This is a genomic window from Curtobacterium sp. RM9, from assembly GCF_054956955.1.
In genome coordinates, this window is record NZ_CM143271.1 from 3,349,460 (window position 1) to 3,364,545 (window position 15,086).

Consider the following 15,086-nt stretch of genomic DNA (forward strand, 5'->3'; position numbering starts at 1 on the left):
GGACCGGCCGGCGTGGGGGGCCGCCGACCGGTCCGGTCGAGGGGGACTAGGCCGTGAAGGTCCAGGTCATCGGGACCGAGGCGGCGAGGCCCTGGTACGTGTTGCCCGCGGAGGAGTCCAGGGTCACCGCGAAGTTGAACGGGACGCTCGCACCGGCGGCGGGGGCCTGCGGCATTGTGAAGGACGAGGCGGCCGCGCCCTTGAAGCTCGCGAGGGTGCCGGAGAAGACCGTGGTCGACCCCGAGGTGATGACGAGGTTCATCTTCGCGCACAGGTCCGTCGCGGTGCCGTTCTGGGTGCCGTTCGCCGACTGGGTGCAGGTCGCGCCCGGGGTGAGCGTGAAGGTCGCGGCGTTCGCGGTGCCGGTGTTCTTGATCGAGATCGCGGTGTTGACCGTGTTGCCCGGGGTCATCGTCGTGCTGCCACCGAACTTGTTGATGGTCGAGCAGGTCGCGGCGTTGGTGGAGACCGAACCGCCGTCGGTGCTGAGGCAGGTGACCGTGGCGCCGGCGTTCTGCTCCTGCATCACGAGGGTGCCGGTGGCGGCGGTGTTGCTCGAGTTGGTGATGCTCGCGGCGAACCCGGAGAGGGTACCGGTGAGCGACAGCGACAGGAGGAGGGCCGCGAAGATGCCCGCGACGAGGGCCACGGGGGCGAAACGGATCCGCTTCAGCGCGGAGGTGCGGGGCTTGGACACGGGGTACCTCATCGTTCGGTGGTGTGCGTGGTGGTGGGGTGGAGCACGGCGTTCGGGCTGCCTTGCTTCAATGATCAAGATAGTCAGTCGTTCGCCAACTTGACCACTCGTATACTTGCCCCAGTGCGGGGGACACCCCCTGCGCAACCCCGGACGGAGACCCGATGCCCCCCACGACCGACGACCACGCCACCGACCTCATGGCGGCGTTCGCGGCGGTGGTCCGGGCCAACGGCAGCCTCGTCAGCCAGCTCAGCGCCCGCGCCGGCGTGCACGAGAACGGCCTCCGTGCCCTCGTCCTCATCAGCGACACGGGGTACTCCACCCCCACCGAGGTCGCCGGCTACCTCGGACTCACCTCCGGCGCGGTGACGAACATGGTCGACCGCCTCACCGGCATCGGCCTGCTCGAGCGCGCGCCGAACCCGAGCGACCGACGCGGCTCGCTGCTCCGCCTGCTCCCGCCCGGCGAGGCGGTCGTCGCCGACTACCGCTCCCGCTACGACGCGATGCTGCGGAGCGTGGACGTCGCGCACGGCGGCGAGCTGCACGAGGTGCTCAACGACCTGGCGACCAGCCTGTACGAGCAGGCCGCGTCGGCGGTGCCGCAGGACTGACGGACGGGAGGCGCGGTGCGGGCCCGCCCCGTTCCTCCAGACCGGCGGTGGTCCGGATCAGGGCACGCGGCCGGCCGCGGGACCGCCCGCGGTCCGGTGGTCCGATCAGTGCGCGCGGGCGTCCGCGGCGTCGCCGGCGGTCCGCCAGCGGAACCGCGCGACGAGCGGCGCGGTGAGGCGCAGCCGCGCGACCGCCGCGTAGGCGGCGAACCCGACGACCCCGCCGACGGTGTTCCACAGGAAGTCGTTCACGTCCGCGATGTGCCCACCCCCGGCGAGGTCGGCCGTGACGAGCTGGGTGGTCTCGATCACGGCGCTCACCACGGCACCGACGAGCAGCACCCGCCACCACGTCGGCCGGGTGAGCAGCAGGGACACCAGGGCACCGAGCGGCACGAACACGAGCACGTTCGTGACCGCGTCCGCGAACTCGTAGTCGACGAACGGCACGAGGACGAGCGGGAGGTACTGCGGACCGACGTCGGCCAGCCGATGGACGAAGACCGGGAAGACCGTGTTCGCGACGATGCCCGCGGCGTACACGGCGAGCGCTGCCGCCACCGAGGCGCGCGGCCACGAGAACCGCCGTCGGGCGACGAGGACCGCCACGAGCACGCCGAACACGACGAGGCCGAGCGGGACGACCACCGGCAGGACGGGTACGGGTTCAGGCACGTGTCTCCCCCGCTCGGTCAGACGCTCTGGTCGCCGCGGCGGTCCAGCCGGTCGACGAATCGTCCGAGGACCCAGTTGACCGCCCAGCCGAGCACGCCGATCACGGGGAGCGCGACGATCACGACCGTCCAGACGACCTTCGCGAGGCCGCTGCGGCGGCGGTCGCGCCAGACCTGCACGAGCGCGAGGACCTCGACGAGCAGGACCACGGTGATGACGCCGACGTGGCCGCCGGAAAGGTTCTCGAGCACGTGGTCCTCCGGTCGGTCGATGGGGTGTGCCGTCCCACGGTAGAGGGGTCGACCGGCCATCCGCGTCCTCCGGGCGGAGGACCCGACCCAGTGTGACAGTCCCTCGTTTTGGGGCCGGGCAAATCGGATGAACCCCCGTGTCCGCAGAAAGGGGGACAGGTACCGTCAGGGCATTCCGCGAACCCGAACGAACGGAACTCCCTTGCACAAGATCGTCACCGGCACCATCGCCGGCGCCGCCGGCATCGCCCTGCTCCTCGGCGGAGCGGGCAGCTTCGCGCTCTGGAACGACAGCGCGAGCACCCCGCCCGCGACCGTCAGCTCCGGCACCCTGACCCTGTCCGCGAACCCCGACGGCGTCTGGACGGACATCACCAACGGCCGCTCCGACGTCATCGACATCACGCAGGCCCGGATGGTCCCCGGCAACACCTACCGGTTCCACCAGACGCTGAACGTGACCGCGACCGGCAAGGACCTGACCGCCGACCTGTCCTACGCGCCACAGAGCATCACCGGCGACGCGGAGCTCATCACCGCAGCCACCCAGTACCTCGACCTCATCTCGACGGACTCGGCGCTGCAGCAGGCCGGGCGGACGACCTGGACCGTCGCGCCCACCGACGGCACCTCGACGCTCGACGTCACCTACACGATCGGCCTCGCCGAGGACGTCACGACCGGCAAGGCCCAGTCGATCGACCTCAGCGGCCTGACGTTCACGCTGACCCAGAAGCCGATCGCGTCCTGATGGCGCGGCGGGGGCGGCACAGCGCCGGACGGGTGGTCCCCTCGCGGATCACCCGGCGCTCCGTGCTGCTCGTCGTCCCCGTCCTGCTGGCCGTCGTGCTCGGTGGTCTCCTCGGTACGGGTGGCACGAACGCCCTCTGGACCGATGCCGCGACGGCGGGCGGCGGGTCCGTCGTCCGCTCCGGCACCGCATCCGTCTTCGTCTCCCCGCTCACCGACATGCACACCGCCGTGCTCGGCCCCGGCGCGAGCAGCACCGGGACCTTCACCGTGCGCAACACCGGCACGGTGCCGCTCTCGATGCGCGTGGCGGTCACGGCGACGAAGGTGTCCTACGCGGACACCTCGACGCCGACCGCCGTGCTCGGCGAACTCACGCTGCACCTGTCCGCTGTCGGCTCGGCAGCCGGATGCCGAGCCGGTCTCGGCGGGGCGACCTCGCGTCTGGCCGACTTCGACACCGGTGCCGGCTACTACACGCTCCCGAAGAACGTCACGGCGACCGCCTGCGTCGAGGTCGTGCTCGACGCGGACGCCCCGCAGTCGGTCTCGGGAGCGGTCACCGACTTCACCCTCACCGTGACCGGGACGCAGGTGGTCTCGTGACGGCCCCGGTCCGCCCGGTGTCGGTCGTCGCCGTCGTCGTCGTCGTGGCCGTCGTCTCGCTCGTGCTCGCGGCGACCGGGACCACCGCCGCGTGGGCGCTCTGGACCACCTCGCAGTCCACCTGGTCGAGCGCGGTGATCGGCAAGCCGTCCGCCGCGATCACCGGGACCGGTGCCCTGACCACCACCTTCTCCGCCGGTGCGCCGTCGACCACGGCACCGATCACCCTGCGGAACAGCGGGAACCTCGCCGGCAGCACCACCACCACGGTGTCGGTCGTCGCCGGCAGTTCCACCGCGCTCGCCCAGGCCGTCCGCGTCGACGCCTGGCCGGTCGCCACCTCGGACTCGTGCACCGCGACCGCTGCGGTCGGGTCCGGAGCCGTCACCGGCACGTGGGCGTCGCTGGCGAGCCTGACGACCCGGCTCGACGCGGGTGCGTCCACCATCTGGTGCATCCGAAGCACCGTGACCGCCGACGCTCCGACACCGGCCACGGCGAACGTCCGCATCGCCCTCACCACCTCCACCGGCAGCTGGGTCAGCCCGGTCGTGACCGGCGGCTTCTACCTCAACACCGGGACCGCGGGCACGACCGCGACCCTCGCCTGCACGAGCGCCGCGAACGACGACAACTACGTCGAGCTCAGCTGGGACGACCCGTACCGCGACGCCGCCACGAAGTACCAGGCCTTCGTCGGGTCCGCGGCGGTCGGTGACGCGCAGTACGGCGACTGGCACCGGATCACCGTCGCCCCCGAGCAGCTCCCGGCCGGAGCGACCGGCACGCTGACCGTCACGATCCGTGCCCTCGACGCGAGCGGGCAGCCGACCGACACGGTCGCCGGGACGGGGCAGATCACCCGGTACGACAAGACGACCGGTTCCCCGGCCGTCCGGTGCGGCGCATGAGCGTGCCCACCCGGTCGTCGGTGCACCGGACCGGTCCGGGTCGTGCGCGGACCGCCCACCGCGGGGTGCGCCGTCGGCCGGCCCGGCTGCTGCCCGGACGCCACACCGCGCCGACCGGTCCGACGACGGTCGTCGAGCCGGTCGTGCGCTCCGGCTGGCGTGCGGTCCTGCACGCCCTGCTCGTCGGCATCACCACCGGCACCGTGGTGCTGCTCGCCGCCCTCGCCGTCGTCCTCGTCGTCCTGCCGAAGGCGACCGGCTCCGTCCCGCTGACCGTGCTCACCGAGTCGATGGAGCCGTCCCTGCCCCCGGGTACGCTCGTCGTCGTCCGTCCGACCCCGGTCGACGACATCCGCGTCGGCGACGTCGTGACCTACCAGATCGCCTCCGGTGAGCCCGCGGTCGTCACCCACCGGGTGACCTCGGTGACCTCGGCCTCCGACGGCACGCGGCGCCTCGTCACGAAGGGCGACGCCAACGCCGTACCGGACGCCCGCCCGGTGCAGGCAGCGCAGGTCCGTGGGGTGGTCTGGTACAGCGTGCCCGGCGTCGGGTACGCGAACCAGCTCGTGAACGGGTCACGCGGCTGGCTCGTGCCGACCGTCGCAGTGGCGCTGCTGCTCTACGGGGCGGTCATGGTCGCGCTCGGGATCGTCGGTTCCGTGCGGCGTCGGCGCGACCGCCGTGCACGGGGCGTCGTGCGCGGTCGGCGTGCGCTGCGGCTCGTTCAGTCGCGTCGGAGCCGCTCGACGAGTGCCGGCCCGTCGGGGACCATGCCCTCGAAGACCCGGTAGAGCGTCTCCGACCGGTCGGCCCGGCCCACCGCCCAGCACCGCTTGCCGAGCCCGTACGCGATGCCCGCTTCCATGTGTCCCGCTGCGCCCGCGGGGAGGACGAGCACGAACTGCTCGGCAGCGCGCAGTGCCGCGAGGTCCTGCGCGAAGAGCCGCTCGACACCGGGATCGTCGAGCTCGGCGTCATCGGCGCCGCCCGGTACCGCGAACCGCGCGGCCTCGACGTCGTACTGCGCGCGGACGAAGCTGTACGACGAGTGGCCGGCCTCGTCGAGCGCCCGGACCACGTCGCGGATCGCGGCCTGGTTGCGCCAGCTCCCGGCGACGAAGAACCCGGTCATGGGTGTGCGGTCCGACGTGTCCGTGGTCATGCCCCCTGCTCTGCCTGCTGGTCGTGGGCGAACGGGAGCAGGTCCCGCGCCGCGACGCTCACGGTCCCGTCCGGGATCGGCAGGACGAGCTCGCTCATCCCCCGACGGTAGCGAGCACCGTCACGGCCGCGCGCACACCCCGCGGTTCAGCCCTGTTCGCGTGCGGACCGGTCCGGGGAGCCCTTCGCCTCCCCGCGGCGCCCCTGCAGCAGGTCCGCCGAACGCACCAGGCGCAGGGCCGTGACGAGCACGACCCCGCCGAGCACGTTGAACAGCAGCGTGTAGCCGAACCAACCGAGCCACTGCCCGTAGGTGATCGACGCCCCCGACTGGATCGCGCCGAACACGAGCAGCGAGTCGAGGATCGAGTGGAAGAGCTGCAGGCCGGAGAGCAGGAACCCGCCGCGTGCCGCCGCGACGAGCTTCGCGGGGTCGGAGTCCGTCCCCTGCTGCATCCGGGTCATGAGCGTGATGGTGCTGCCGCCGAGCACCGCGAGCACGATGCTCTGCAACCCGAACGGCGCCTCCACGTAGTGCCGCGCCGACTCCTCGAGCACGCTGTGCCACTGCGGGAACGCCTGCACGACGAGCCACATGAAGATCCAGCCGCCCACGAGGTTGCTCAGCAGTGTGCCGACCCAGAGGCGGACGAGCTGCCCGGTCGTGCCCTGCCGCGCGATCCGCGCCACGATCGGCATGAGGAAGTTCTCGGTGAAGAGCTCGCTGTGCGCCAGGTGGAGCGCGATGAGACCGACGCTGAAGGCGAGTCCCGCGAGCAGGTGGTCGTCGGTCTGGTGCAGCACGGCGAGGTACGCCATCACGCCGAGGCCGATCTCCAGCCCGCCGGCGAAGCCCGTGGTGAGCACGACGCGCGTCGTGCGCTGCAGTCGCTCGGCGCCCTCCTCGACCGTCGCCTCGAAGGACTGGTTCAGTTCGTCCTCGACGGGTGCGTCGCTCTCGCCGATCTCACGGCGTCGGTCATCGGTCACGGGCCCGACGGTAGCCCGGGCATCGAGCCGGGCCATCAGGGACCGACAGCGAATGCAGCGCCGGGGTCGTCCGACCGATCAGGTGGCGCCGGGCCTGCTGAACAGGTTCACCACGTTGCCGTCCGGGTCACGCACGAGCGCCGATCGGTTCCCCCACGGCATCGTCGTCGGGCCCATGACGACGTCCTCGGGCTCGGCCCCCAGCGCCTCGAACGCCGCCGCGACGTCGGGCACCTCGAACTCGATGAACACCGAGCGGTTCGTCGCGGGTGTCAGTGCCCCGCCGAGCATCGCGACGGTCGCGGTGCTCGCGATCGCGAGCGTCGAGCCTCTTCCGACGAACTGCGCGAAGACCGGTGCGGGGCGGTCGGCCGTCTGACCGGTCACCCGCTCGTAGAACGTGACGAGACCCTCGAGGTCGTCGGTGACGATGCGGACGGACGTGAATGCCATGGCGTGCTCCTGCGGTGTCGTGGTGCTGAGCCTCCAGCGTCGCGCGTCGTCGCGACACCGTCCTGTCGGTGTTTCCGGGATCCGCTGCCGCTCAGGTCTCGACGACGGACCGCAGGCGCCCGTACTGGATCGCGAGGTCCTCGGGCCGGACCGTTCGCCGTGGCGGTCGTTCGTCGGTCACCTCCACCGTCACCATCCGGTCGGCCCGGAACGCCCGGACGCCGTCGCGGAGGCGACACCACGCGACGAGGTACCACTGTCCGTCCTTCTCGATCGATCCCAGGGGTTCGACGTCGCGGACGGACTCCGAACCTGCGCCGTCCCGGTACCGCAGCCGCACGACGCGGTCCGCTCGGAGGGCCTCGGCGAACGCTGCCGGGAGGACCGGGTCCTCCTCGCGCTCCAGGAAGTGCACGCGTGCGGCGAGCGCGCTCGCCCGGGCCGCGTCTGCTCCGGACATGACGGCGAGCGTCTTCTGCGCCGCGCTCCTCGCTGCGTGCCGGTAGGGGCTGCTCCGGAGCGACCCGAGTCCGATCAGCACCGCGAGGGTCTCGTCGAGCGTGTAGCCCGCCGGCCCGAGGGTCGCCGATGCGTCGAGCACGTACCCGCCGGTCCGGCCGGGTTCCGCCCAGATCGGCAGGCCCGCCGCCTGCAGCGCCGCGAGGTCCCGCTCGACGGTCCGGACGGACACCTCGAAGCGCTCCGCGAGTCGCCGAGCGCTCCGTGGTCGGGGCGACACCGCGCGCAGTTCCTCGACGAGCGCGTACAGGCGATCGGTGCGGTTCACGGGGCGGCGCCACCGCGCTCGCGGGTGGTGCTCGCCCGCAACCCGTCGACCACCACGTCGAGCAGGTGCGGCACGCGCGCCGATGCCGCCGGACCGAGTCGCCAGAGGAACGCGACGAGCGCGAGCAGGTCGCCCGGTGTGACGTCCTCACGCAGCACCCCGTCGCTGACGCCCGCCGCGAGCAACTGCGCGATGGCGTCCTCGATCTCGTCGACCTGCTCGTCGTGCAGCTGCTGCCGCGTCGCCGCGTCGAGCACGTCGGCGAGCGCGTGCTTGCGGTACCCGAACGACGCGAGCACGTCGAGCCACGACCGCAGCGCCCCCTCCTGCTCGGACCGCCGGGCCAGCGCACGCGCATCGGTGACGAGCCCCTGGAACTCGTCGCGGTAGACCTCGACGAGCAGGGCCTCACGCGTCGGGAAGTGCCGGTAGATCGTGCCCTGCCCGACCCCCGCGAGCCGGGCGACGGACTGCATGGTCACGTCCGGGTCGGCGACCAGGGCATCCCGCGCGACGTCGACGAGCCGCGATCGGTTGCGCGCAGCGTCAGCACGACGGGGTGATTGCGAAGCGGACATGTGTCCGTTAGCCTCCTCTGTGAATCGGACGACTGTCCGTTTGACTCTACCGGAGGGACACCATGGACGGCATCACGAACAAGGTCGTCGCCATCACCGGCGCCTCGAGCGGCATCGGCGAGGCGACCGCCGTCCACCTCGCCGCACGCGGCGCCAAGGTCGTCCTCGGCGCACGTCGCGTCGAGCGGCTCGCCGCCGTCGTCGCGCAGATCGAGGACGCCGGTGGCGAGGCCATCGCGGTCGAGACCGACGTCCGCAGTCGGGAGGCGCTGGTCGCCCTGGTCGCGTCGGCCCGGTCCCGCTTCGGTCGCCTCGACGTCCTCCACCAGAACGCAGGATCGATGGCAGTCTCCCGCTTCGACGTCCTCGACGTCGACGGCTGGCAGCAGATGGTCGACGTCAACCTGGTCGGCGTCCTCAACGGGATCGCTGCCGCCCTGCCGGTGTTCCGCGAGCAGGGGTCCGGTCACTTCGTGCACACGGCGTCCACCTCGGCCCACCGGATCAGTCCCGCACAGGGTGTCTACGCAGCGACGAAGACCGCCGTGCGGGTGCTCAGCGAAGCGCTACGGCAGGAGGCCGGACCCGACCTCCGCGTCACCGTCGTGTCACCCGGCTTCACCGCGACCGAGGGCGTCACGAAGACAGAGGACCCGGAGCAGCGCGCCGCACTGGTGGCCCGCCGTGACGCGCTCGCGATGCCGGCCGACGCGGTCGCCGCTGCCGTGGCGTACGCGATCGCCCAGCCCGCCGGTGTCGACGTCGGCGAGGTGGTCATCCGCCCGACCGCGCAGGACTGACGGGGGTGCTGCCGGAACACCCCTCGGTCCAGCCGACGCGCCTACCGTCGGAGCCATGAGCACCTGGACGACGGACGACCTCGACCGGTTCGCAGCGGCGGACGACCTGCACGTCAGCCCCTTCCGTGCCGACGGATCGACGTACGGCACACCCACGTGGGTCTGGTCCGTCGTCGTGGACGGCGACCTCTACGCCCGGGCGTGGAACGGGCGCCGGTCCTCGTGGTGGCGGGCAGCCGTCGAGCAGGGGGCCGGCGGCATCCGGATCGCCGGCGCGGAGCACGACGTCCGCTTCGACGAGCCGGGCCCCGACCTGAACAGCCGGATCGACGCGGCCTACGAGGAGAAGTACGCCGGCAGCCCGTACCTCCAGCCGATGCTGCAGGACGGCCCCACCGCAGCGACGATCCGGATCCGACCCCGCTCCGCCTGACTCGCTGGCTGCGGCCGGGACGGACGTCAGGGCAGGCCCATCGGGCCCCGGAACTCACCCCATCCGAATCCGCTCTCCGCGATGAAGTCCTGCAGGTCGCTCTGCACGTGGCGCACCAGGGCGTCGGGACCGTCCTCGAGCCAGAGACCGCCGGACGACCCGCGCTCCCCCTTCACCCGCCACCGGACGACGGCGCTGTTCGTCTCGACGAGGTCGTCGTCCTCGAGCAGGACCGGGTTCTCGACGCCCATCGGCACGATCTGCACCCGGAGCGTGGCGAGCTCCCCCGGGCTCAGCATGCTGCGGAACATCGGCGCCAGGAGTTCCCGGACCTCCGACACCGCCATGATCTCGTTCACGGGAGCACTCCACGGGTGGCCGCATCGACCGCGCTGCGCACCGATCCGTCGGACATGTCCTCATCCTCCCGCCGACCGCGCCGGCTGCAGCACCGCCCGGAGGTCACGACCTCATCACGAGTCAGCCCACCCCGGAAGGATCCGCCCACCGCGGACATCTCCCAGTAGGAGAGAGGAACACCACCATGAACAGCACCGGCCGCCGCCGTCCCGTCATCACCTCGTTGACCGGAGCAACACTGATCGCCGCCGTCCTGAGCGGCTGCTCCGGCACCACCGACACCGACCCGACCGCGGAGCCGACGACGTCACCGACGGCAACCGCGGCACCGACCGATGCTGCGACGAGCACGCCGGACCCGACGGCTCCGACGACACCCGGTCCCGTGCCGCCCACGACAGCAGCGACCGCGCCGCAGGGTGGCACCACGACGAAGCCGTCGGCGCGGCCGGCGTCGTCGTACCGACTGGCGGACCCGGCGACGTGGACCATCGCCGGCAACGAGGTCGGCCCCATCGCCATCGGCGGCCGCACCGCAGCGGAGACGGACGACCTGCCTGCTGCCTACCAGCGCAGCACCGGGGAGTGCCCGGCGGCCCCGGAGACGCAGTTCTGGAGCAACGGGAAGAACCCGGCGCTCATCGTCACCACGGACACCGGGAAGGTCTCCGGTGTCGCCGTGGGCAACTACGAGCCGGATGCCGTCCACGCCAGGTCACCGAAGACCGCGGAAGGCGCCGGCATCGGCACCAGCCTCACCGAGCTGCAGCGGCTGTACCCGCAGCTGACGTACCTCGGCACCTACCTCGAGGAGCGCGCCGGCTACTCGATGTGGGGCATCGACGACCACGGCGGCCACATCACGTTCGAGCTCGGCGAGGACGGGAAGAACGTCGGCATGGTCTGGGTGAGCCCGCACGCGAAGGTGCCGTACGAGTTCTGCGGGTGACGCGCAGGATGCGAGCCTTGCAGGTCGCTCGGCCGATCGTCGCTCATCGGTCGCGAGTGGCCCTGCGCGCTCGGGAGATCAGCGTCGCGGCGAGAGCCAGGACGACCGCTGCAACCGCGGCCGGCCGACCCCTCGTCGCACGCCTGCCCGGCACGAAGCGAGGTACGCCCGCGGGAACTCCTCGACCTCCACGTCGAGTTTCAGCGGATCAGGAGACAGTGACCACGACCTTCCCGCTGCCGGTCTCGGCCGCGGTGTGTGCGTGACCGATGTCCTCGAGGGCGAACTCGCGATCGACGTTCGGGGTCCACGCCCCGGCGGCGCCGAGATCCGCGCCCTGACGGAGGAGACCGGACTCGTTGCGGGCGTTCGTCTGCAGGGTGCCGTAGTGCGCGGCGCCCTGGTGATCGACGACGGTCACGACGCGGGAGGCGTCGCCGACGATCGTGACGAGGTCGCCCAGCGAGTTCGACGGAGCGGAGTGCACGGCGGCGTCGACGCCACCCGGTGCGAGCGCGGCGACGCGGCTGGCGAGCCCGTCGCCGTACGTGGTCGGGACGACGCCGATTGCCCGGAGCGCGGCGTGGCTGCTCTCGCGCCCGGTGCCGATGACGGTGGCACCGGCAGCCGATGCGAACGCGGCGACCGCGCTGCCGACGGCGCCGGAAGCGCCCTCGACCAGGAGCGTCGAACCCCTGAGGTCACCGAGCTCCTGCAGCGCAGCAGCAGCGGTGGCGCTGGCGAGACCCGCCGCGGCGGCCTGCACGGTGGTCCACTGCTCGGGAACGTGGGCCCACGCGGTGAGGACGGCGTACTCGGCCGTGGTGTCGCTGACACCGCCGAGCCCGAAGACGACGTCGCCGACCTGGGCGTCCGTCACGCCGGCGCCGACCTCGTCGACGACGCCGACCGCGTCACGGCCCGGGACGGCGGGCAGGTCGAGTGGCAGGAACTCGGCGAGCTGGCCGGCTCGCAGGAGCACATCGATCGGGTTGACACTCACGGCCCGGACGGCGATGCGGACCGCGCCCTCGCCGGCGTGGGGCTCGGGAGCCTCCTCGACCACCAGGACGTCGGGGGCTCCGTAGGAGTGGAAGCGGGCAGCGCGCATGAAGGGAGGTCTCTCTGTGGAACGACACGACAGCAAATGCTTGCCGCGGAAAGGAACGGTAGCGTCGTTTCATTTCCGCAGCAAGTAACTTAGGCTGGTGTCATGACGGACGACCGCCTCTCCCCGCAGGAAGACCGCTCTTGGGCCCTCCTGGTGGGCGTGATGATGTGGCTCCCCGCGGAACTCGACACCTGGCTCGAGGACGCCGCCGACCTGAGCCACGCGGAGTTCGGCGTCCTGCGGTGTCTCTCGACGAGCGAGGACCGCGAGATCCACATGAGCCGGCTCGCGGCAACCGCGAGCGTGACTCCGTCTCACCTGTCCCGCATCGTCGGCCGCTTGGAGCGTCGCGGGCTCCTGCTGCGCAGCACGGACCCCACCGACGCGCGGCGGACTCTGGCGCGCTTGACCGAGTCCGGGGCAACGCTGATCGACGAGGTCGAGCCCGGCTACGTCGCCCAGGTGCGCGAGCGCGTGTTCGGGCTCCTCGGCGCCGACCAGGTCAACCAGCTCGAGGACCTGGCGGAGGCGATACTCACTCCGCTCCGCGGCGAGTGCGTGGAACTGTTGCCCCCTCGCGGAGCGCGCACGTAGACCGCTGCCTGGCGCCTCGGTGGCCGATGAACCATCGAGGCGGCACTGACTCCCTGCGCGGACCTGCGGTGCTCGCGGACGCAGCGCGTGTCACCGGCAGCCGAGCGCTCGTCAGGGGAGGTAGTCGCCGTGTGCCAGATCGTCGAGGAGGCCGACGTGCACTGGCTCCCAGCTGAGGAGCTTCCGGGTACGGTCGCTGGACGCGGGGGCGTCAGCGGCGTAGAGCAGTGCCATGAACGGGCTGACGTAGTGCGCTGCGGCTTCCTCTGGGGTGAGTGATGCGGTCGGGACGTCGAGACGCTGACCGATGGTGGTGGCGATGTCGGCGAACGGTACGTTCTCGGCGACGGCGTGGAGGACGCTTCCTGCCAGGGCGCCTTCGAGCGCCAGTCGGTACAGCGCTGCGGCGTCCTCCCGGTGGACGGCCGGCCACTGGTTCGACCCGTCTCCGACGTACGCCGAGACCCGCTCGTCCCGCGCGGTACTGATGAGCATCGGCATGAAGCCGTGGTCGTTCGGGCCGTGGACGGTCGGTGCAAGCCGCAGCACGATGGCGCGAACGCCCTTCTCCACGAAGGCCAGGCAGGCATCCTCCCCAGCCAGACGAGCAGCGGCGGGGCCGTCTCTGTCGGGCGCGGTGTCCTCGGATGCCAGCGCACCGTGTGGCAGGACGAGGGTTCCGGACGTGACGATGAACGGCTTGCCTGACCCCTCCAGCGCCTTTCCCATCGCGGTCACGGCGTTGACCTCTCGGCGGATCATGCCTTCCGGGTCGGCGTAGTCGCCGCCGTAGGCCATGTGTACGACGCCATCAGCAGTCGAGGCGACACTCGCGAGGACGTCGAGATCCTCGAGCGCGCCCCGCACGACCTCGGCGCCGAGTCCCTCCAGCGTCGTTGCGGCCGCATCGGAACGAGCGAGCCCAGCGACCTCGTGGCCGCCGCGGACGAGTTCTCTGACGATGGCCGGTCCGGTCTGCCCGGATCCACCTGTGACGAACACCTTCATGTACAGCTCCCCTTTTGTCAGTGGCTCGTTGCGCCAGTTACTGGCGCCACGTTACGCCAGGAACTGGCGTGACGTCGACGGTGCGACTACGGTGAGGGGATGCCGAGGAGCGGAGCTGCTGCACGCCGTCGTCTGTACGAAGCGGCGCTGGAGCTCTACACCGAACGTGGGTACGACGCGACCACGACCGCGGACATCGCGCGGCGGGCCGGCGTGAACGACCGCACGTTCTTCCGCCACTTCCCGGACAAGCGCGAGGTCCTGTTCGACGGGCAGGGCCGGCTCTTGGACGCCCTCGTGGCGTCGGTTCGCACCGCGCCTGCCGGTGCCGCCGCAGTCGAGGTGCTCAAAGCGGCGTTCATCGACTCAGCTGGCCTGCTGGAGGAGAACCGCGCCGCTGGCATCACCCGACTTCGGATCATCGCGGAGACCCCAGCCCTGCTCGAGCGTGACCTCGCGAAGGGCGCGCACATCGCCGGGGCCCTCGCGGCGGCACTGCGCGACCGTGGCGAAGACGGTGACGTTGCGTCACTGATCGCCACGGTGGGCTGGGCGACGTTCCACCATGCTGCTTCACGGTGGATCGATGATGCGAGCCACGATCTTCGCGGCCACATTCACGAAGCCTTCCGTCTGCTCACTGCAACAGCTTCCCGGCCTGGTCAACCGGACTGACGATCCGTCCCGGCCGCCTCTCGGGCGAGTGCCCCCCCCAGCGACCGACCATCGTCCCGGTGGGCGAGGTTGCCCAGCTCGCTGTCGCGACGTCTCATTAGCCGATGGCAGAGCGATCGCCTAGCGTGCCGCGTCCTCTGCTGCTGCTCGGATTGACGCTAGAAGCGCTGCCTCGAATTGGGACGGAACCGAGTCGGGTGCAGCGAGGCCTCCGCGCCGGGCGTGCAGGATCGCGACCGTAGTTCGACCGTCTTCACCTCGGTGGAACGCGAGGGTGAGGACCTCAGCACGCGGCATCAGAACCCCGGATCGTTGAGTCAGCACGGCTGAGGAGTCTTCGAGAGCGGCGATCGAGGCCCGCGGGATGCGGGCTACTGCGGACCGGATGATGCCGGGGACGTCCTCGATCGCTGTGTCGACGAGTGCAGTACCGCGAGGTCTCTCTGCCGTGTGAAGACCCTCATTCTGTGCATGGGACTCGCCTCGCTGGCACCCGCACTGTTGCTTGCAGCGCACGACAATGGCTGGCTCAGCGCCGCCACCATCATCCTGACGTTCTTCGCATAGGGAATCGGTGTCACCAGCTACAACGTCCAGGCCATGTCGGCACGGCAAGTGGCAGCTGGGCCAGGGATGCAGAGTCGAGCCAGCGGGATCTACCGTTTATTCGCCTACGG

General features: G+C 71.3%; 21 protein-coding genes. 10 read left to right on the top strand and 11 right to left on the bottom strand.

Annotated elements, in window-relative coordinates:
- Nucleotides 1-46: 46 nt before the first annotated feature.
- Nucleotides 47-697 (bottom strand): COG1361 family protein, encoded by a 651-nt coding sequence (locus ACY3FI_RS15995; RefSeq protein WP_462548596.1) that lies wholly within the window; start codon nucleotides 695-697, stop codon nucleotides 47-49.
- 164 nt (nucleotides 698-861) lie between these two features.
- On the opposite strand from ACY3FI_RS15995, the gene ACY3FI_RS16000 reads away from it, so the two are divergent.
- Entirely contained in the window at nucleotides 862-1,314 is a 453-nt protein-coding gene (locus ACY3FI_RS16000; RefSeq protein WP_462548597.1) for a MarR family winged helix-turn-helix transcriptional regulator, read from the top strand.
- Nucleotides 1,315-1,419: 105 nt separating this feature from the next.
- Here the strand turns inward: ACY3FI_RS16000 and ACY3FI_RS16005 are convergent, their stop codons facing one another.
- Both ACY3FI_RS16005 and ACY3FI_RS16010 read right to left on the bottom strand, forming a co-directional pair.
- On the bottom strand, nucleotides 1,420-1,989 hold the full coding sequence (locus ACY3FI_RS16005; RefSeq protein WP_462548598.1) for a VanZ family protein: 570 nt from the start codon (nucleotides 1,987-1,989) through the stop codon (nucleotides 1,420-1,422).
- Nucleotides 1,990-2,006: 17 nt separating this feature from the next.
- Entirely contained in the window at nucleotides 2,007-2,300 is a 294-nt protein-coding gene (locus ACY3FI_RS16010) for a PLDc N-terminal domain-containing protein (RefSeq protein WP_462548599.1), read from the bottom strand.
- A 142-nt stretch (nucleotides 2,301-2,442) separates the two neighbouring features.
- On the opposite strand from ACY3FI_RS16010, the gene ACY3FI_RS16015 reads away from it, so the two are divergent.
- From ACY3FI_RS16015 to ACY3FI_RS16030, 4 genes are read left to right on the top strand one after another with little or no spacing between them, the layout of a single operon-like run.
- Complete coding sequence (locus tag ACY3FI_RS16015) at nucleotides 2,443-2,991, top strand: alternate-type signal peptide domain-containing protein (protein WP_462548600.1); 549 nt, start codon at nucleotides 2,443-2,445, stop codon at nucleotides 2,989-2,991.
- 32 nt (nucleotides 2,992-3,023) lie between these two features.
- Nucleotides 3,024-3,596 (top strand): SipW-dependent-type signal peptide-containing protein, encoded by a 573-nt coding sequence (locus ACY3FI_RS16020; RefSeq protein WP_462548601.1) that lies wholly within the window; start codon nucleotides 3,024-3,026, stop codon nucleotides 3,594-3,596.
- Complete coding sequence (locus ACY3FI_RS16025) at nucleotides 3,593-4,507, top strand: hypothetical protein (RefSeq protein WP_462548602.1); 915 nt, start codon at nucleotides 3,593-3,595, stop codon at nucleotides 4,505-4,507. Before ACY3FI_RS16020 ends, ACY3FI_RS16025 begins: the two co-directional genes overlap by 4 nt.
- Nucleotides 4,504-5,301: a signal peptidase I gene (locus tag ACY3FI_RS16030; RefSeq protein ID WP_462548603.1), complete on the top strand. Its 798-nt coding sequence runs from the start codon at nucleotides 4,504-4,506 to the stop codon at nucleotides 5,299-5,301. The genes ACY3FI_RS16025 and ACY3FI_RS16030 overlap by 4 nt, the downstream gene beginning before the upstream one ends.
- Here ACY3FI_RS16030 and ACY3FI_RS16035 read toward each other — a convergent pair.
- The 5 genes from ACY3FI_RS16035 to ACY3FI_RS16055 all read right to left on the bottom strand — a co-directional run bounded on the left by ACY3FI_RS16035 (nucleotide 5,235) and on the right by ACY3FI_RS16055 (nucleotide 8,479).
- Complete coding sequence (locus ACY3FI_RS16035; protein ID WP_462548604.1) at nucleotides 5,235-5,672, bottom strand: hypothetical protein; 438 nt, start codon at nucleotides 5,670-5,672, stop codon at nucleotides 5,235-5,237. The two genes, ACY3FI_RS16030 and ACY3FI_RS16035, sit on opposite strands and share 67 nt — an antisense overlap.
- A 146-nt stretch (nucleotides 5,673-5,818) precedes the next feature.
- A complete protein-coding gene (locus ACY3FI_RS16040) occupies nucleotides 5,819-6,661 on the bottom strand; it encodes a formate/nitrite transporter family protein (protein ID WP_462548606.1) in 843 nt (280 codons plus the stop codon).
- A 78-nt stretch (nucleotides 6,662-6,739) separates the two neighbouring features.
- Nucleotides 6,740-7,114: a VOC family protein gene (locus tag ACY3FI_RS16045; RefSeq protein WP_462548607.1), complete on the bottom strand. Its 375-nt coding sequence runs from the start codon at nucleotides 7,112-7,114 to the stop codon at nucleotides 6,740-6,742.
- A gap of 91 nt (nucleotides 7,115-7,205) precedes the next feature.
- The gene (locus tag ACY3FI_RS16050) at nucleotides 7,206-7,901 is read right to left on the bottom strand and encodes a helix-turn-helix transcriptional regulator (RefSeq protein WP_462548608.1); all 696 of its coding nucleotides are present in this window, start codon (nucleotides 7,899-7,901) and stop codon (nucleotides 7,206-7,208) included.
- Nucleotides 7,898-8,479, bottom strand: a complete 582-nt coding sequence (locus ACY3FI_RS16055; protein ID WP_462548609.1) for a TetR/AcrR family transcriptional regulator — start codon at nucleotides 8,477-8,479, stop codon at nucleotides 7,898-7,900. Before ACY3FI_RS16055 ends, ACY3FI_RS16050 begins: the two co-directional genes overlap by 4 nt.
- Nucleotides 8,480-8,541: 62 nt before the next feature.
- Here ACY3FI_RS16055 and ACY3FI_RS16060 point away from each other — a divergent pair, with 62 nt between their 5' ends.
- Both ACY3FI_RS16060 and ACY3FI_RS16065 read left to right on the top strand, forming a co-directional pair.
- A complete protein-coding gene (locus ACY3FI_RS16060; RefSeq protein ID WP_462548610.1) occupies nucleotides 8,542-9,279 on the top strand; it encodes an SDR family oxidoreductase in 738 nt (245 codons plus the stop codon).
- Between the two features lie 55 nt (nucleotides 9,280-9,334).
- The gene (locus ACY3FI_RS16065; RefSeq protein WP_462548611.1) at nucleotides 9,335-9,712 is read left to right on the top strand and encodes a DUF2255 family protein; all 378 of its coding nucleotides are present in this window, start codon (nucleotides 9,335-9,337) and stop codon (nucleotides 9,710-9,712) included.
- A 26-nt stretch (nucleotides 9,713-9,738) separates the two neighbouring features.
- Here the strand turns inward: ACY3FI_RS16065 and ACY3FI_RS16070 are convergent, their stop codons facing one another.
- Nucleotides 9,739-10,071: a hypothetical protein gene (locus ACY3FI_RS16070; RefSeq protein WP_462548613.1), complete on the bottom strand. Its 333-nt coding sequence runs from the start codon at nucleotides 10,069-10,071 to the stop codon at nucleotides 9,739-9,741.
- A gap of 185 nt (nucleotides 10,072-10,256) precedes the next feature.
- On the opposite strand from ACY3FI_RS16070, the gene ACY3FI_RS16075 reads away from it, so the two are divergent.
- Nucleotides 10,257-11,021 carry a hypothetical protein gene (locus ACY3FI_RS16075; RefSeq protein WP_462548614.1) on the top strand — a complete coding sequence of 255 codons (765 nt, stop codon included), beginning with the start codon at nucleotides 10,257-10,259 and terminating at the stop codon, nucleotides 11,019-11,021.
- Between the two features lie 208 nt (nucleotides 11,022-11,229).
- Here ACY3FI_RS16075 and ACY3FI_RS16080 read toward each other — a convergent pair whose 3' ends face one another.
- On the bottom strand, nucleotides 11,230-12,132 hold the full coding sequence (locus ACY3FI_RS16080; RefSeq protein ID WP_462548615.1) for an NADP-dependent oxidoreductase: 903 nt from the start codon (nucleotides 12,130-12,132) through the stop codon (nucleotides 11,230-11,232).
- 102 nt (nucleotides 12,133-12,234) lie between these two features.
- On the opposite strand from ACY3FI_RS16080, the gene ACY3FI_RS16085 reads away from it, so the two are divergent.
- The gene (locus ACY3FI_RS16085; RefSeq protein WP_462548616.1) at nucleotides 12,235-12,726 is read left to right on the top strand and encodes a MarR family winged helix-turn-helix transcriptional regulator; all 492 of its coding nucleotides are present in this window, start codon (nucleotides 12,235-12,237) and stop codon (nucleotides 12,724-12,726) included.
- Between the two features lie 111 nt (nucleotides 12,727-12,837).
- On the opposite strand, the gene ACY3FI_RS16090 is transcribed toward ACY3FI_RS16085, so the two are convergent.
- Complete coding sequence (locus tag ACY3FI_RS16090; protein WP_462548617.1) at nucleotides 12,838-13,734, bottom strand: SDR family oxidoreductase; 897 nt, start codon at nucleotides 13,732-13,734, stop codon at nucleotides 12,838-12,840.
- A 99-nt stretch (nucleotides 13,735-13,833) separates the two neighbouring features.
- Between ACY3FI_RS16090 and ACY3FI_RS16095 the strand changes: the two genes are divergently transcribed.
- Nucleotides 13,834-14,409, top strand: a complete 576-nt coding sequence (locus tag ACY3FI_RS16095; RefSeq protein ID WP_462548618.1) for a TetR/AcrR family transcriptional regulator — start codon at nucleotides 13,834-13,836, stop codon at nucleotides 14,407-14,409.
- Nucleotides 14,410-15,086 lie beyond the last annotated feature (677 nt).

Coding starts and splice junctions, on each gene's coding strand:
- ACY3FI_RS16075 (WP_462548614.1), top strand. CDS start 10,257: ATGAACAGCACCGGCCGCCGCCGTCCCGTCATCACCTCGTTGACCGGA.
- ACY3FI_RS16010 (WP_462548599.1), bottom strand. CDS start 2,300: ATGGCCGGTCGACCCCTCTACCGTGGGACGGCACACCCCATCGACCGA.
- ACY3FI_RS16035 (WP_462548604.1), bottom strand. CDS start 5,672: ATGACCACGGACACGTCGGACCGCACACCCATGACCGGGTTCTTCGTC.
- ACY3FI_RS16080 (WP_462548615.1), bottom strand. CDS start 12,132: ATGCGCGCTGCCCGCTTCCACTCCTACGGAGCCCCCGACGTCCTGGTG.
- ACY3FI_RS16045 (WP_462548607.1), bottom strand. CDS start 7,114: ATGGCATTCACGTCCGTCCGCATCGTCACCGACGACCTCGAGGGTCTC.
- ACY3FI_RS16095 (WP_462548618.1), top strand. CDS start 13,834: ATGCCGAGGAGCGGAGCTGCTGCACGCCGTCGTCTGTACGAAGCGGCG.
- ACY3FI_RS16000 (WP_462548597.1), top strand. CDS start 862: ATGCCCCCCACGACCGACGACCACGCCACCGACCTCATGGCGGCGTTC.
- ACY3FI_RS16055 (WP_462548609.1), bottom strand. CDS start 8,479: ATGTCCGCTTCGCAATCACCCCGTCGTGCTGACGCTGCGCGCAACCGA.
- ACY3FI_RS16030 (WP_462548603.1), top strand. CDS start 4,504: ATGAGCGTGCCCACCCGGTCGTCGGTGCACCGGACCGGTCCGGGTCGT.
- ACY3FI_RS16060 (WP_462548610.1), top strand. CDS start 8,542: ATGGACGGCATCACGAACAAGGTCGTCGCCATCACCGGCGCCTCGAGC.
- ACY3FI_RS16065 (WP_462548611.1), top strand. CDS start 9,335: ATGAGCACCTGGACGACGGACGACCTCGACCGGTTCGCAGCGGCGGAC.
- ACY3FI_RS16090 (WP_462548617.1), bottom strand. CDS start 13,734: ATGAAGGTGTTCGTCACAGGTGGATCCGGGCAGACCGGACCGGCCATC.
- ACY3FI_RS16085 (WP_462548616.1), top strand. CDS start 12,235: ATGACGGACGACCGCCTCTCCCCGCAGGAAGACCGCTCTTGGGCCCTC.